Consider the following 15,536-nt stretch of genomic DNA (forward strand, 5'->3'; position numbering starts at 1 on the left):
GTGTGCAGGTGGCAGGTATTATACTCCAAGCCCGTGCCGCCACAGCGAATTTCCCCACACCTCGTCAGGCTATCCCTTTTTATTCTATGCTCGACAACATCCTCCCTTTCGCCCACCGCCTGCTCGCCCAAGCCACGCCTGAAGGCGGCATTGCAGTGGATGCCACTGCCGGTAACGGCCACGACACGCTGTTTCTGGCGCAATGCGTAGGCAGCGGCGGGCGCGTGTATGCCTTCGATATCCAGCCGCAGGCCTTGGCCGCCACGCAGGCGCGTTTGCAGGCAGCCGGAGAGGAAAGGCAAGTGCGCCTGATTTCTGCCAGCCACGCCGATTTGGCGCACTATGTAAACGAACCCGTGCACAGCATCGTGTTCAACTGCGGCTACCTGCCCGGCGGCAACAAAGCGCTTACTACCGAAACCGGCAGCACCCTTTCCGCCCTGGCGCAAGCCGTGCACATACTGCGCCCCGGCGGGTTGTTGGCTGTGGTGCTTTATCCTGGCCATGCAGCGGGCGAGCTCGAAGCCCAGGCCGTATCCGAATGGGCGGCCGCCCTGCCGCAGCAGCAGTTTGCCGTGCTGCACTACGGCTTCATCAACCGCCGCAACCGCCCGCCTTATTTGCTAGCGATTGAAAAGCACAACACATCTACCAACCCAAAGGCTACCTGAAAGAGGCTACCTGAAACCGATGGCTAAAAAGCGCAAACCCGGCACCTCCGCTTTCCCGCCTGCCCTGTTTCCCTACATCCAACAGGCCAACGACGACACCCTAACTGCTCTTCACCGGCATGATGCTGATGACCATTACCCGCTGCGTGCCTTTCGATAACGCAAACTGGCTGGGCGTGAAGCTGAATTTTGGTGGTGCTGTATGTGCTGGTGGGCATGTTCTGCCTGAAAAGCCCGCCGCGATCCACCAAATGGTGGATCGGCTACGCCCCCTCCACCGGCTGCCTCTGCACCATTTATTGGCTGGCCACGTATAAGCCGATGTTTTGAGTTTGGCGGTTTGAACAAATAAAGGCAGCCTGAAAAGCCGTTATGTGCTTTTCAGGCTGCCTTATCCGTTCTTTTTGCGGTTTACGGTCTACTCCAGAATTTGTCCTCTTCTGCCTGATGTTCGGAGAAAGTCCACACTTCTTGTATTTTCCCGTTTTCTATTCTGAATAAATCGATACCTGGATTGTTTAGCTTTTCGGCTCCTTTTTCGGCTAGGGAGACAACGCTTGCGGCGACAAAGCAGCCGTTGCCTGCAAACCAGTTCGTCACTACGCGGAATGTTCCGTTGCTTCTTTCCGAAAATTCGGCCAAGCGTCTGCCCAATGCCTGTTTTCCCGCAACATCGCCCGAAAGCGGGCTTTCGCCGCCCATATGCCACACGATATTGTCGGCCAAGGTTCCGAATACGGCATCGAAATCGCCTTTTGCCAAGGCTTCCGTATAAGTTTTAAATATTTCCGCTGCTTCGTTTTTCATGAAGACGCTCCTTCTTTAACGAGGTTGGTAATTTCGGTTTTTCCGAAAACCATTATACGCCCGATAATCCGGTTTGAATGTGCAGGGCGGTTTTTTCGGCACGTCCGGAAATTTTCGGGCTGCTTGAAAAATGCTCCCGCCCGTTTTCAAAGCACCGCCACGCCCTCGTCGCCCAAAAACTCCACCGGCTCGAACAGCGGCAACAACCGTAGGTCAGATTCTTGAATCCGACACTCCACCCAAAGGCTACCTGAAAAACCGAGTACTTGCGGCTTTCAGGTAGCCTCCTGGCTTCCGGTAACACCATCAAGACAAACAAAACGCTTGCGGAATCATGCTCCGCAAGCATTTTGTTGTTGGAGGGCGCGGGCTGGGGCTACCTGAAAGTACCGGCGCCAAACCGACAGCTACAGCTTGTGGCACAAATCGCCGATGGCGAAGCCCTGCCAATCTGGGTCGATATTTCGGCTGAAGGCGATGGCTTTGAAGAGCTCGCCCATTTCCTGCGGGGCAAGGAGGGTTTGGCAGGCGGCGGTGCGGATGTAGGCTTCGCTTTCGGGTTCGTCTTGGGCGGCAAGCAGGTCGGTGAGGCCGAGGTTGAGCAGGAAGGCGGCCTGGGTGGTGTAGCCGATGAGGTCGAGCCCGGCTTGGCAGGCAGCTTCGGCGATGGCGGTGAAATTTACATGGCAGGTAAGGTCGGTGAGGCCGACGTGTTCGAAGGGGTTGTGCACAGCGTGATGGCGGTAGTGGCCGATGAGGGCGCCGCCGCTGCGCTGGGGGGATGGTAATACTGGGCGGCGTCGAAGCCGTAGTCGATAAAGAGCAGGGCGCCGCGCGTGAGGCGTTGGGCGAGGGTGCGGATAAAGGCTTTCTAGCGCAGGTGCAGTTCGCTGGTGTAGCCGTCAATGGCGGGCAGCAGCTCTTAGGCGGAGAGTAGGAGTTTTTCGGGTAGGGGCGCTTTGCCATTGGAATTGTTGGTTTGCATCCAGCCCCATGCCCATCAGTTACCATTGGCCGCTTTGATAACGCACGATGTCCAGGGCATAGTATCGAGCACTTCGTTGCCGATGACGAGGCTGTCGAATTCTACGGGCAGTTCGGTGAGCCATGTGATTTGGTGCTGATGTTGTATCAGGCCACACAGTGTTTGTGAGGCGCCGAGGGCTTTGGGGCCGGGGCAGACATATAGAGCTGTTCATAGAGCAATTATGTGAATAATCTGGAAAACGTGCGCAATTATAAAGGCTTGCTGCCGGGAGGCGGAATTGGAGCTGTGTGGAAAACGGCAGGCGTGGTGATTGAGACTAACTATCTTATGTAAAAACAGTTTGTTAATCGTGGATTTTACGGTGTTTGTAATTGACCGATGCCGCTGCTTTGCCGTATAGTGTCGCTTCGTGGGGAATTGTGGGGCAAAGTGCCTTTTCAGTTCCAAAAATCAATCGAAGGTGGGAAAAAGTGTTTGGCGGCGTACATGAATTGAGCATCGACAGCAAGGGGCGCTTGGCGATTCCGGCCAAGTTCCGCGACTTGCTCGCGCGCCACTACACGCCGTCTTTGGTGGTTACTGTAGAAGCGCGTACGCATCTGGTGATGTATCCGGAAGCGGAGTGGCAGAAAACGGCGGAAAATTTGCAGGCGATGAATGTATCGGGCAATCCGGTTGCCAGAATGTTCCGTGATTTGATGCTGAACCACGCCGAAGCGCTGGATTTAGACGCTTCAGGCAGAATTTTGCTGCCGCCGAGCCTGCGCCGCCGTGTGCAGTTTGATAAAGAAGTAACGCTAGTGGGCCGAGCCGACCGGCTGGAGTTGTGGAACCGTGAACGTTGGGAAGCCAATATGAACGCAGTGCTGGATATGGATCCGGATGAATTGGCCGAACAGCTCGATAAAGCCGGGTTCCGCCTATGAACGCGCAGGAATTGGCGCACGTTACCGTGCTTTTGCACGAGGCGGTGGACGCTTTGGCAGTGAAGCCGGACGGCATATATGTGGACGGCACGTTCGGCCGCGGCGGGCATTCCCGCCTGATTTTGTCTAAGCTGGGTGCAAACGGCTGGCTAGTGGTGTTTGATAAAGACCCGCAGGCGATTGCCGTGGCACGGCAGCTGGCGGAAGCCGACAAACGCGTACAAGTGGTGCACGGTGGGTTTTCCGGCTTTCAGGTAGCCTTAAAAGAATTGGGCATTGAAGCGGTGGACGGAGCACTGTTTGATTTGGGTGTGTCTTCGCCGCAGATCGACGATGCCGAACGCGGCTTCAGCTTCCGCTACGATGCGCCGCTGGATATGCGGATGGATACCACGTGCGGCCAAACTGCCGCGCAATGGCTGGCCGAGGCCGGCGAAGAAGAGATTCGCGAGGTAATCAGAGATTATGGTGAAGAGCGGTTTAACAGCCAAATTGCGCGCGCCATTGTGCAGCAGCGGCAAGAGCGCCCCATCCTTACAACCGGCCAGCTGGCGCAGTTGGCGGCACAGGCCGTCCGTACTCGCGAACGCGGCCAAGACCCGGCGACGCGGACGTTTCAAGCCGTTCGGATTTTCATCAACCGTGAGCTTGAAGAAATAAGCGCGGTGCTGCCGCAGGCCGCAGGCTACCTGAAAACCGGCGGGCGTTTGGCGGTGATTGCCTTCCATTCGCTGGAAGACCGGATAGTAAAACAGTTTATCCGCCGCCACAGCCGTCCGGCGTCGCTGCCCAAGTGGGTGATGGTGCGCGAAAGTGAGCGCCCCGAGCCGCCCTTGCGGGAAATCGGCAAGGTACAGCGGGCTTCGGCAGCCGAAACCGCGGCCAATCCGCGTGCACGCTCCGCTGTGTTGCGCGTGGCCGAGCGGACGGCGGGAGAGTTTGTAGATGAATAAGCTGAATATCATGCTGTTTGTGTTGGTGGTGCTCTCCGCGTTGGGCGTGGTGTCGGTGCAGGACAGCTCGCGTGAATCGTTTATTGTGCTGGAAAAAGAGCACCAGCGGCAGGCAGATTTGGAAGAGGAATACCGCCGCTTGCAGTGGCAGCAGGCCAAGTTGGCCAACCATAGTTTCATCAAAGAGGCGGCTCAGCAGCAGTTGCAGCCGCCCACCATGCAGAACACCAAAATCGTGCGTCTGCAATATTAAATAGGCGAATGAAGCTAATAAAAGTAGTTGAATAATATTAAATAAGCAGTTTTGCTGCCGTGTGGGCGGCAGCGTAGAGAGTAAATACCATGCTGATTAAAAGCGATTACAAGCCGCAGATGCGGCAGAAGCCAGTTAAACAGAAGAAGCCGGTGAGCACCAATGGCCGGATTGCCTTTGTTTTGCTGGTTTTTGCTTTGGCTTTCGCCTCAGCGGCGGGCTGGAGCGTACATTTGCATACGGTGGAGCAAGACCGCCTGCAAACTGAGGGCAATAAGCGTTTTGTGCGCACTTTGGTGCAACAGGCCAACCGCGGCACGATTACCGACCGCAACGGCGCAGTGCTGGCCTTGAGCGCGCCCACCGATTCGCTGTATGCCATCCCTTCTGCCATGGACAAAATGCCCAGCCAGGAGCAGCTGGAACAGCTTTCCGAGATTATCGAAGTGCCGGTGGAAACCATTGCCGACCGCCTGGCGCGCACCAATAGCGATTTCGTGTTTCTGAAACGGCAGATGAGCGCGGAAACCGCTGCCAAAGTGCGTGCTTTGAAAATCAAGGGATTGGCCTTCCAAACCGAGCCCAAACGGCAATATCCGATGGGCAATTTGTTCTCCCACGTTATCGGCTTCACCAATATCGACGGCAAGGGCCAAGAAGGTTTGGAGCTCTCGCGTGAAGATGACCTGCGCGGCCAAGACGGCGCGCGCGTGGTGTTACGCGACAATAAAGGCAATTATGTCGATCAATTAGATTCGCCGCGCAACCGCGATGCGGTGGACGGACGCAATATGGTGCTCTCGCTGGATCGGCGTATTCAATCTCTGGCGCACGATAAATTGGCGCAGGCTATTGCCTATCACCAGGCCAAAGCCGGCACCGCTGTGGTGTTGGATGCGCAAACCGGCGAAATCCTTGCTTTGGTAAACCTGCCGGATTTCGATCCGAACCAGCCCGGTGGTGCCGAAATTGCTCTGCGCCGCAACCGTGCGGTAACCGATATGATCGAGCCCGGTTCAGCTATGAAACCTTTCCCGATCGCCAAAGCCTTGGATTCGGGCAAAGTAAATGAAAACATGGTGTTCAACACCAATACTTATAATATCGGTTCGGCCACTGTGCGCGATACGCACAATTACCCTTCGCTCACTCTGCGCGGCATCATGCAGAAATCTTCCAACGTGGGCGTGAGCAAACTTTCGGCCATGTTTAAGCCCGAAGAGATGCACGATTTTTATAAAGCAGTCGGTTTCGGCCGCCGCATGCACTCCGGCTTCCCCGGCGAATCGCCCGGCCTGGTGCGCGACTGGCGCAACTGGCGGCCCATCGAACAGGCCACCATGTCGTTCGGCTACGGCTTGCAGATGAGCCTGCTGCAGCTTGCGCACAGCTACACTATCTTCACCAGTGACGGCAAACTTTTGCCGGTGAGCTTCCTGCACCAGGGTGCCGCGCCGCAGGGCGAGCAGGTGATCAAACCTGAAACCGCACGTGCCATCCGCCGCATGATGGTATCCGTTACCGAGCCCGGCGGCACCGGTACGCAGGGTGCAGTACCCGGCTTCAACGTGGGTGCGAAAACCGGCACCGCGCGCAAGCTGGTGGGCGGTCGCTATGCCGACAACAAACACATGGCCACCTTCATCGGTTTCGCCCCTGCCGAGCATCCGCGCGTGATTGTGGCGGTGAACATCGACGAGCCCACCCAAAACGGCTATTACGGCGGCATCGTGGCCGGGCCGGTGTTTAAAGACATCATGGCCGGTTCGCTGAATATTCTGGGCGTAACGCCCACCAAACCCGTGCAGCAAGTCGCTGCCAAATAAATCGGTGCTTGGAGCCGACCATGTATTGCTTGAAGGACAAACAGTTTGACTTGCCTGACAACTGCACCCTGCCGCCCGATGTGGCGGCGGGGTGCATTTTGCGTATGGACAGCCGCTTAGTGCAGCCGGGCGACGTATTCGTGGCCTGCCAGGGCGAATATGCCGACGGCCGTAACTATATTCCCGCCGCGATTGCCAATGGCGCGGCGATGGTGTTTTGGGACAGCGGCGACGGTTTCGCCTGGCGGCCGGAGTGGCAAATCGCCAACCTCGGCGTGCCGCATTTGAAGCAAAACGCCGGACTGCTGGCAGCCAAACTCTACGGCAATTTTTCAGGTAGCCTTTCTTGCTGGGGGGTAACCGGCACCAACGGCAAAACCTCGATTTCGCAATGGCTTGCCCAAGCTGCCGATTTGCTCGGCACGCCCTGCGCCATCATCGGCACGGTGGGCAACGGCTTCTGGGGGCGGCTCGAAGAAACCACCCATACCACGCCCAACCCCGTGCGCGTGCAAACCCTGCTGCACCAATTCAAGCAGCAGGGCGCAAAAGCCGTGGCGATGGAAGTTTCCAGCCACGGCCTCGACCAAAACCGCGTGGTCGGCACGCCCTTTTCCTCCGCTATCTTCACCAACCTCACCCGCGACCACCTCGATTACCACGGCAGCATGGCTGCTTATGGCGCCAGCAAGGCCAAGCTGTTCTATTGGCAGAGCCTTCAACACGCCATCATCAATACGGACGACGAATTCGGCCGCGAGCTGGCCGCCGGGCTGCGTGCCGACCGCCCAAGCCTGAACGTATACGGCTACGGTTTCAATGAACAAGCCGATATCCGCATCACCCGCTTTACCGCTTCCGCCCAAGGCATGCAGGTTGCCTTCGATACACCTTGGGGCAGCGGCGAAATCCACAGTCGTCTTTTGGGGCGGTTCAATGCGCAAAATCTTGCCGCCTGCGTCGGCCTTTTGTGCGCCGAAGGTTATGCGCTGCCCGACGTGTTGCACGTGCTCGCACAAATCCGCCCCGCCACCGGCCGTATGGACTGCATCAGCCGCTCAGGCCGCCCGCTGGTGGTGGTGGACTATGCCCACACGCCCGACGCGCTGGAAAAAGCGCTGGCTACCCTGCGCGAAATCAAACCGCAGGGCGCGAACCTGTGGTGCGTGTTTGGCTGCGGCGGCAACCGCGACCGCGGCAAACGCCCGCTGATGGGCAGTGCCGCCGCGCAGGGTGCGGATAAAGTGGTAATCACCAGCGACAACCCGCGCATGGAAGAGCCGCAAGACATCATCGCCGATATCCTGCCTGCCGTGCCGCAGCCCGCGCTGGTGGAGGCCGACCGCCGCATCGCCATCCAAACCGCCATCCGCCGCGCTGCGCCGCAGGATATCGTGCTGATTGCCGGCAAAGGCCACGAAACCTATCAAGACGTACAGGGCGAGAAGCACCATTTCTCCGATTTTGAAATCGCCGAAGCCGCGCTGGATGAGGCTACCTGAAAACAGGCGCATCGGATTTTCAGGTAGCCTGCCGCCCCGTAATATTTTCAATGGAATGCCCATGCCCACACTCGATTTAGCTTTTGTCTGCCGCGCCCTGAACCTGCCCGCGCCGCAGCACAACCTCCCCATCCGCCGCGTCATCACCGACAGCCGCCAAGCCGCCGCTGCCGACGAGCGCGGCACGGATTTGTTTGTCGCTTTGGTGGGCGATAAGCACGACGCTCACGATTTTGTGCCTGCCGTATTGGAGCAGGGCGCTTTGGCGCTGGTGTCGTGCCAAGACTGCGCCGCGCTTTCAGGTAGCCTGCCGGTGGCCGACACGTTGGCGGCGCTACAAACCCTGGCTGCGGCCTGGCGCGAAGCGGTGAACCCATTTGTGCTCGGCATCACCGGTTCTTCCGGCAAAACCACGGTGAAGGAAATGCTGGCCGCCATCCTGCGCCGCCAATTCGGTGAAACGGCCGTGCTGGCTACCGCCGGCAATTTCAACAATCACATCGGCCTGCCGCTCACCCTGCTTGCCCTGCGGCCGCAGCAGCGCTACGCCGTTATCGAAATGGGCATGAACCACTTCGGCGAGCTCGATGCGCTCACCCGCATCGCCCGCCCCAATGCCGCGCTGGTCAATAATGCCTTGCGCGCGCATATCGGCTGCGGTTTCGACGGTGTGGGCGATATTGCCCGCGCCAAAAGCGAAATCTACCGCGGGCTACCTGAAAGCGGCACGGCGCTGATTCCGGCGGAAGACGAATACGCCGAAGTGTTCCACGCCGCCTGCCGCGCCCTGAATTTGCGCCAAATCGAATTCGGCGTGGACAAGGGCGAAGTGCATGCCGAAAACGTCCAGCTGCTGCCCCTGGGCTGCCGCTTCGATTTGGTGTGGCAAAACCAACGCGCGGCGGTAGAGCTACCAGTACCGGGCAAACACAACGTGGCCAATGCCGTGGCCGCTGCCGCGCTGGCTTTGCAGGCCGGCGTGGGGCTACCTGAAAGCGCCGCCGCGCTGGCCGGGTTTGCCAATATCAAAGGCCGCTTGCAACGCAAGGCCGGCCTGCGCGGCAGCACGATTATCGACGACACCTACAACGCCAACCCCGACAGCATGAAGGCTGCGCTGGATGTGTTGGCCGGGCTGCCTGCGCCGCGCATTTTCGTGATGGGCGATATGGGCGAACTGGGCGACAGCGAAGCCCCCGCCCTGCACGCCGAAATCGGCCGCTATGCGCGGGATAAGGGCATCGAAGCCGCTTATTTTGTGGGCGATTTCAGCGTGGAGGCTGCCGAAGCTTTCGGCGCGGCCGGGCTGTGGTTTGCCGCCAAAGACCCGTTGCAGCAGGTGCTGGTGCACGAATTGCCGGAGCAGGCTTCGGTGTTGGTAAAGGGTTCGCGTTTTATGCAGATGGAAGAGGTGGTGGCCGCCTTGCAGGGCCATGAAGCGTAGGCCGCACGGCGGTTATCCGCTTTATCCGGCCAGCAACCACTACGACCCGATCCGCCGCCGGTTTTTCAACCCCGAGCCCAAACGCCGCTTGCAGCCGCTGGATTTCGGCGGGGCGTTCAAAATGCTCAGCCGCAAAGGCCGCTTCCCCGTGCAGCCGCTGCCGTTTGCCAAGCCTGATTTTGCCGCCTTCATGCGGCATGAAGGGCTACCTGAAGACGAGCAGCGCGAGTTTCTGCGCAGCAAAAATGAACAAAAGGCACGGTTTGTCTGGTTCGGCCATTCCACCCTGCTGATGCGCGTGGCCGGGCTGAACATCCTCACCGACCCCGTGTTCGGCATGAGCGCCGCGCCGAACAACAAAATGTTCCGCCGCTTCCAGCCGCCGCCCGCCGCGCCACACGAACTGCCGCCGCTCGACATCATCCTCTACAGCCACAACCACTACGACCATTTGGAGGAATCCTTCGTGCGCAGCGTGGCAGACAGCGGGGTGCATTTTCTCGTGCCGCTGGGCATGGAAGTGCTGCTGCGCCGCTGGGGCGTAAAAGCGGAAAACATTTCGGCGGCGGATTGGTATCAGAGCTATACCGTCGGCGGAGTAACATTCACCGCCACTCCCGCCCGCCACGACAGCTTGCGCAACCTGGCTGACCACAACCGTATGCTGTGGGCGGGCTGGGCTATCGAAGGCGGCGGGCAGCGGCTTTATTTCAGCGGCGATTCGTCCTATGGCAGCCACTTCGCCGACATCGGCCGGCACTTCGGCGGCTTCGATCTGGCCTTTATGGAAAACGGCCAATACGACCGCCGCTGGCCGGACAACCACATGTTCCCCGAGCAAACCGTGCAGGCCGCCATCGACGTGGGCGCACGCCGTATGATGCCGATTCACTGGGGCGCCTTCAGTCTGGCCATGCACGATTGGGACGAACCCGTGCGCCGCAGCATCCCGCTGGCCATCGAGCGCGGCCTGCCGATGCTCACGCCGCTAATCGGGCAGGTGTTTGAGGCGGATACGGAAACTGAATTGTGGTGGGAAGAGGTTTGAGCGGTTTGGGAAATTTCAGGTAGCCTCTTTTTAAAGGGTGGCTTGGTTTATAATGCCGCGTTTGCCTGTTTTACGGCGTGCGCAATACAGATAGTTATGTTTCAGGTAGCCTTTTCTATTTCCGGCTGCCTAGGTTAATTAAGCGAATTCAATTTAAATCAGGACAAGGCGGCGAGCCGCAGATAATGCAAAGTGGTACAGCAAGGCGGGCTAACGCAGCACCGGTTTAAATTGAACTCACGAGAAATGATTTAAGGAAGTTTTATGCTTTTATGGTTGGCCAAGCTCAGCAACTGGATTTCGGCGCTGAACATTTTCCAATACACCACTTTCCGCGCGGTGATGGCGGCGCTCACGGCTTTGGCGTTCAGCCTGATGCTGGGGCCGTGGACCATCCGCAAGCTCACCGAGCTTAAAGCCGGTCAGGCCATCCGCAGCGCCGGGCCGAAAACCCATTTGGCCAAGGCGGGCACGCCCACTATGGGCGGGGTGCTGATTTTGGTGTCGATTACGGTGTCCACGCTGTTGTGGGGCAATGTGTCGCACCCGTATATCTGGATTTTGCTCGGCGTGTTGCTGGGCACGGGCGCGCTGGGTTTCTACGACGACTGGCGCAAGGTGGTGTATAAAGATCCGCACGGCGTGTCGGCCAAATTTAAGATGGTGTGGCAGAGCAGCGTGGCGCTGGCGGCAGGGGTGCTGCTGTTTTATGTGGCGAGCAATTCGGCAAACAATATTTTAATCGTGCCGTTTTTTAAGCAGGTGGCGCTGCCTTTGGGCGTGGTGGGCTTTGTGGTGTTGTCGTATTTCACCATTGTCGGTACGTCCAACGCGGTCAACCTCACCGACGGCCTGGACGGCCTGGCGGCTTTCCCTGTAGTGCTGGTGGCTGGCGGGATGGCGGTGTTTGCCTATGCCACCGGGCACTGGCAGTTTGCACGCTATCTGCAGTTGCCCTTCGTGCCGGGGGCAAACGAGGTGATGGTGTTCTGCGCGGCCATGTGCGGTGCGTGCTTGGGCTTTTTGTGGTTCAACGCGGCACCGGCGCAGGTGTTTATGGGCGACGTGGGCGCATTGGCGCTGGGCGCGGCGCTGGGCACGGTGGCGGTAATCGTGCGGCAGGAATTTGTGCTGGTGATTATGGGCGGGCTGTTTGTGGTGGAAGCTTTGTCGGTGATGCTGCAGGTGGGCTGGTATAAGAGAACCAAAAAACGCATCTTCCTGATGGCGCCGATTCATCACCATTTCGAGCAGAAGGGCTGGAAGGAAACGCAGGTGGTGGTGCGCTTTTGGATCATCACCATCGTGCTGGTGTTGGTGGGCTTGAGCACATTGAAAATTCGTTAAACGGTTTTCAGGTAGCCTAATCTGTTAAAGAGAGGCTACCTGAAAGCGGATACGGTAGGCTGCTGTGAAGCCGAAACCCATTTAAAGGATTCCGGTTATGTTGCTACACATGTTGATTTTGCTGGCCTTTGCCAAAATGCAGGATTTCTCTGAGGGCTCCTACGCCTGGCAATGGGCGCTGGCCTTTGCCGGCGTAACCTTCCTGTTCGGCTTGTTTGGCGGCCCCCTGATTGCGGCAGCTATTTCCGCCGTGATTTGGGGCTTGTATTCATGGGGCTATTTCGCCCTGCTGCGGCAGATGGCAGACAGTTTGATTTTGTGGCTGATGGTATGCATCGGCGGGATTATGCTGCCGTGGCTGCTGTTGCTGAAGTTGCTGGCTAATACAGCCGTGCAGTAAAGACTACCTGAAAGCGCAAGCCTCAACGAAGTGAAAATAAGCGAAGCTAAAGCTGAGAAAGCAGCCGCCCGCAGATAAACCGGGTGGCATGGAGAAAAGAATGAAAAGCGAATGGCAAAATCAAAAAATCCTCGTGGCCGGTATGGGCGGCAGCGGCGTTTCCATGCTGGATTTCCTGCGCCGCAAAGGTGCGGTGGTAGCCGCTTATGATGCCGACTTCCCCGCCGCCAAACAGGCCGAGCTGCAACAGCGTTTCCCCGGCCTGGCCTGCCACACAGGCTACCTGAAAAATGTATTGGCCGAAGGTTTCAGCATTCTTGCCCTCAGCCCCGGCATTAGTGAGCGCACGCCTGAAATCGAAGCCTTCAAACAGGCTGGCGGCCGTGTGCTGGGCGATGTGGAGATCTTGGCGCACGAGCTTTCCGGCAAGCGCGACAAAATCATCGCCATCACCGGCAGCAACGGCAAAACCACCGTAACCAGCCTGGTCGGCCATTTGTGCCGCGAATGCGGGCTGGATACCGTGGTGGCTGGCAATATCGGCACGCCCGTGCTCGAAGCTTATGAAGACCGGCAGGAGCAGAGCGCCGATGTGTGGGTACTCGAACTTTCCAGCTTCCAGCTGGAAAACACCGACCATTTGAACGCCGCCGCCGCCGCCGTGCTCAATATTTCCGAAGACCACCTCAACCGCTACGACGACCTGCTCGACTACGCCCACGCCAAAGACAAAATCTTCCGCAGCAGCGGCGTGCAGGTAATCAATGCCGACGATGCGCTGTGCCGTGCCATGAAACGCAGCGGCCGCGAAGTGCGCCGCTTTTCGCTGCAGCAGGAAATCGATTATTGGTTTGACGCCGCATCAGGCTACCTGAAACACGGCGCGGAAACGCTGATTGCCGCCGCCGATATTCCGCTGCAAGGCCTGCACAACGCCGCCAACGTGCTGGCCGCACTGGCTTTGTGCGAAGCAATCGGCCTGCCGCGCGAGCAGCTGCTGCGCCATGTGCGCACCTTCAAAGGCCTGCCGCACCGCGTGGAAAAAATCGGCGAGAAAAACGGCGTGGTGTTTATCGACGACAGCAAAGGCACCAATGTGGGCGCCACCGAAGCCGCCATCGCCGGCCTGCAAAGCCCGCTGTTCCTGATTGCCGGCGGGCAGGGCAAAGGGCAGGATTTCACCCCGCTGAAAAACGTGCTGCCCGGCAAAGCCCGTGCCGTAATGCTCATCGGCGAAGACGCGCCGCAAATCCGCCGCGACCTGGCCGGCTGCGGCGTGGAGATGATGGATTGCGCCACCCTGCAGGAAGCCGTGCAAACCGCCTACCGCCTGGCCGAACCCGGCGACATCGTGCTGCTCAGCCCAGCCTGCGCCAGCTTCGATATGTTTAAAGGCTATGCGCACCGCTCACAAGTGTTCATTGAGGCGTTTGAGGCCTTGTGATGTTTTCAGGTAGCCTCTGCCCGAGCCTAAAGGCTACCTGAAACTGCCGCATCGGCAGGCAAACCGAATGGGGAAAGCACAAATGGTATTGCACACTTTTTTGGAAAACTTTCCGTGGCGCCGGTTTGGTACGCCTTATGAAACCCACGCCAAAGGGGTGCAGCAGAACATTTTGAATATATTGGCGGGATCGGCCGCAGAAAAAGATTATGAGCGGCTGATTGACAGCTTGGAATCGCAGGCTTGGCTGGTGAAATTGTCGCCTTGGGAGTTGAAGGTTTGCCTGGCGTTGCTGGCGGAATAGAAGCCGAATAAGGCCTGGTTGCTTAAAGGAATGTATACGCTGTTTGAAGCGGCCAACTATAGTGCCCAATCTCCGCAGGCCCAGGCATTTAAAGAAACCAAGGGCAAGGCGCTGAAATACGGCATATTTAAAGCCAAACTGTTCGATCCCGCCTTCGATGGCACGATGGACGAAGAGTTTCTTAAAATAACCAAAACATTAGATAGGCATTATTTACATGTGTCTGTTTTAGAATTGTTTGCGGCGAACCGCGCCCTGATAGTGGGTTTGGCCGCTTCCGCAGATGAAGAAACCGCCAAACAGGCGGCCCGGTTGGCGGAGGCGATTGCCCACCCCAAGCAGTATCCTTGCAGTTAGCCGGCCGCAGATTTGAACCGCAACAGATTTTTCAGGTAGCCTCTGTTGAAGCCTAAAGGCTACCTGAAACCTTGTTCCATTGATTTTTGAAGTAACTTGAAGTACCCGAATGATTACTGAATCCAAACTCCTCGACCGCAAAATCCTGCGCCACGGCCACACCATCGATCAATCGCTGCTGTGGCTGGTGGTGCTGATGCTGGGCTTCAGCCTGGTGATGGTGTATTCTGCCTCGGTGGCCTTTGCCGGGCAGGGCGGCGGCAATAAATGGGCGTTCCTCATCCGCCAGGCGGCCTACATTGCTGTGGGTGGCGGGGCGGCTTTGGTGGCGTTCCGGGTGCCGATGCGCACTTGGCAGAAGTATTCGATGGTGCTGCTGGTAATCAGCCTGCTGATGCTGATTGCGGTGCTGCTGGTGGGGCGCGATGTGAATGGCGCGCGGCGTTGGATTCCTTTGGGCGTGGCCAATTTGCAGCCGAGCGAATTTTTCAAGCTGGCGGTGATTCTTTATCTCTCCGGCTTTTTCATGCGCCGCGCCGAAGTGTTGCAGCATTTGAAGAAAGTGTGCTGGGTGGCGTTGCCGGTGGGCTGCGGGCTGGGGCTGATTATGCTGCAGCCGGATTTCGGCTCGTTTGTGGTGGTGTCGGTGATTAGTGTGGGCTTGTTGTTTTTAGTGGGGTTGCCGTTTCGCTGGTTTATCGTGGTGGTGCTGGCCGGCCTGAGCGGCATGGTAACGCTGGTGCTGATTTCGCCCTACCGCATGGCGCGTGTGACCGCCTTCCTCGATCCGTGGGCCGATCCGCTGGGCAGCGGCTACCAGCTCACCCATGCGCTGATGGCCATCGGGCGCGGCGGCTGGACGGGCGTGGGTTTGGGTGCTGGGCTGGAAAAACGCTTCTACCTGCCCGAGGCGCATACCGATTTCATCACCGCCGTGATCGGTGAGGAGTTCGGCTTTCTCGGCATGATGCTGCTCACCGCCTGCTATTTGTGGTTGGTGTGGCGTTCGTTTTCCATCGGCAAAATGGCGCGCGATTTGGAGCAGTTTTTCGGCGCGTTTGTGGCCAGCGGCGTGGGCATCTGGCTGGGGATTCAGAGTTTTTTCAATATCGGTGTGAACATCGGCCTGTTGCCCACCAAAGGTCTGACCCTGCCGCTGATTTCCTTCGGCGGCTCGGCGCTGGTGGCCATGCTGATAGCCGTGGCGCTGCTGCTGCGGGTGGATTATGAAAACCGGCGCAAAATGCGCGGTTTTGAAGTGTGAGG

General features: G+C 58.2%; 18 protein-coding genes. 15 read left to right on the top strand and 3 right to left on the bottom strand.

The features are described from left to right. Nucleotides 1-86: 86 nt before the first annotated feature. A complete protein-coding gene (locus A7P97_RS02490; protein ID WP_067596302.1) occupies nucleotides 87-671 on the top strand; it encodes a class I SAM-dependent methyltransferase in 585 nt (194 codons plus the stop codon). Nucleotides 672-799: 128 nt separating this feature from the next. Next, a complete protein-coding gene (locus tag A7P97_RS09990; protein ID WP_197484495.1) occupies nucleotides 800-988 on the top strand; it encodes a hypothetical protein in 189 nt (62 codons plus the stop codon). Nucleotides 989-1,082: 94 nt separating this feature from the next. On the opposite strand, the gene A7P97_RS02495 is transcribed toward A7P97_RS09990, so the two are convergent. From A7P97_RS02495 to A7P97_RS10990, 3 genes are all read right to left on the bottom strand, one after another. Next, nucleotides 1,083-1,478, bottom strand: a complete 396-nt coding sequence (locus A7P97_RS02495; RefSeq protein WP_067530253.1) for a nuclear transport factor 2 family protein — start codon at nucleotides 1,476-1,478, stop codon at nucleotides 1,083-1,085. A gap of 407 nt (nucleotides 1,479-1,885) precedes the next feature. Then, nucleotides 1,886-2,209, bottom strand: a complete 324-nt coding sequence (locus tag A7P97_RS10555) for an SAM-dependent methyltransferase (RefSeq protein WP_067596303.1) — start codon at nucleotides 2,207-2,209, stop codon at nucleotides 1,886-1,888. Next, nucleotides 2,158-2,340, bottom strand: coding sequence for a hypothetical protein (locus A7P97_RS10990; protein WP_369815098.1), 183 nt, complete (start codon nucleotides 2,338-2,340; stop codon nucleotides 2,158-2,160). Before A7P97_RS10990 ends, A7P97_RS10555 begins: the two co-directional genes overlap by 52 nt. A 596-nt stretch (nucleotides 2,341-2,936) precedes the next feature. On the opposite strand from A7P97_RS10990, the gene mraZ reads away from it, so the two are divergent. From mraZ to ftsW, 13 genes are all read left to right on the top strand, one after another. Further along, nucleotides 2,937-3,392, top strand: a complete 456-nt coding sequence (gene mraZ, locus A7P97_RS02505; protein ID WP_067530256.1) for a division/cell wall cluster transcriptional repressor MraZ — start codon at nucleotides 2,937-2,939, stop codon at nucleotides 3,390-3,392. Further along, nucleotides 3,389-4,345, top strand: coding sequence for a 16S rRNA (cytosine(1402)-N(4))-methyltransferase RsmH (gene rsmH, locus A7P97_RS02510; protein WP_067530257.1), 957 nt, complete (start codon nucleotides 3,389-3,391; stop codon nucleotides 4,343-4,345). Before mraZ ends, rsmH begins: the two co-directional genes overlap by 4 nt. After that, a complete protein-coding gene (gene ftsL / locus A7P97_RS02515; protein ID WP_067530258.1) occupies nucleotides 4,338-4,598 on the top strand; it encodes a cell division protein FtsL in 261 nt (86 codons plus the stop codon). Before rsmH ends, ftsL begins: the two co-directional genes overlap by 8 nt. Nucleotides 4,599-4,687: 89 nt before the next feature. Further along, nucleotides 4,688-6,424 (top strand): penicillin-binding protein 2, encoded by a 1,737-nt coding sequence (locus A7P97_RS02520; RefSeq protein WP_067530259.1) that lies wholly within the window; start codon nucleotides 4,688-4,690, stop codon nucleotides 6,422-6,424. A 20-nt stretch (nucleotides 6,425-6,444) separates the two neighbouring features. Then, nucleotides 6,445-7,926 (top strand): UDP-N-acetylmuramoyl-L-alanyl-D-glutamate--2,6-diaminopimelate ligase, encoded by a 1,482-nt coding sequence (locus A7P97_RS02525; protein WP_067530260.1) that lies wholly within the window; start codon nucleotides 6,445-6,447, stop codon nucleotides 7,924-7,926. Between the two features lie 61 nt (nucleotides 7,927-7,987). Further along, nucleotides 7,988-9,370, top strand: coding sequence for a UDP-N-acetylmuramoyl-tripeptide--D-alanyl-D-alanine ligase (murF, locus tag A7P97_RS02530; RefSeq protein WP_067530261.1), 1,383 nt, complete (start codon nucleotides 7,988-7,990; stop codon nucleotides 9,368-9,370). Beyond that, entirely contained in the window at nucleotides 9,360-10,418 is a 1,059-nt protein-coding gene (locus A7P97_RS02535) for an MBL fold metallo-hydrolase (RefSeq protein ID WP_067530262.1), read from the top strand. The genes murF and A7P97_RS02535 overlap by 11 nt, the downstream gene beginning before the upstream one ends. 264 nt (nucleotides 10,419-10,682) lie before the next feature. Next, the gene (gene mraY / locus A7P97_RS02540; RefSeq protein WP_067596304.1) at nucleotides 10,683-11,765 is read left to right on the top strand and encodes a phospho-N-acetylmuramoyl-pentapeptide-transferase; all 1,083 of its coding nucleotides are present in this window, start codon (nucleotides 10,683-10,685) and stop codon (nucleotides 11,763-11,765) included. Nucleotides 11,766-11,862: 97 nt separating this feature from the next. Next, nucleotides 11,863-12,165, top strand: a complete 303-nt coding sequence (locus tag A7P97_RS02545) for a hypothetical protein (protein ID WP_082887571.1) — start codon at nucleotides 11,863-11,865, stop codon at nucleotides 12,163-12,165. A 100-nt stretch (nucleotides 12,166-12,265) separates the two neighbouring features. After that, nucleotides 12,266-13,609: a UDP-N-acetylmuramoyl-L-alanine--D-glutamate ligase gene (gene murD / locus A7P97_RS02550; RefSeq protein WP_067530264.1), complete on the top strand. Its 1,344-nt coding sequence runs from the start codon at nucleotides 12,266-12,268 to the stop codon at nucleotides 13,607-13,609. Between the two features lie 67 nt (nucleotides 13,610-13,676). Further along, nucleotides 13,677-13,913 (top strand): hypothetical protein, encoded by a 237-nt coding sequence (locus A7P97_RS10340; protein ID WP_197474160.1) that lies wholly within the window; start codon nucleotides 13,677-13,679, stop codon nucleotides 13,911-13,913. A 30-nt stretch (nucleotides 13,914-13,943) separates the two neighbouring features. Continuing rightward, nucleotides 13,944-14,270 (top strand): hypothetical protein, encoded by a 327-nt coding sequence (locus A7P97_RS10345; RefSeq protein ID WP_197474161.1) that lies wholly within the window; start codon nucleotides 13,944-13,946, stop codon nucleotides 14,268-14,270. A 109-nt stretch (nucleotides 14,271-14,379) separates the two neighbouring features. Next, nucleotides 14,380-15,534 (top strand): putative lipid II flippase FtsW, encoded by a 1,155-nt coding sequence (gene ftsW, locus A7P97_RS02560; RefSeq protein WP_064087030.1) that lies wholly within the window; start codon nucleotides 14,380-14,382, stop codon nucleotides 15,532-15,534. The last annotated feature ends 2 nt before the right edge of the window (nucleotides 15,535-15,536 follow it).

Source organism: Eikenella sp. NML070372 (assembly GCF_001648415.1).
In the GTDB taxonomy this organism is placed as follows: Bacteria; Pseudomonadota; Gammaproteobacteria; order Burkholderiales; family Neisseriaceae; genus Eikenella; species Eikenella exigua.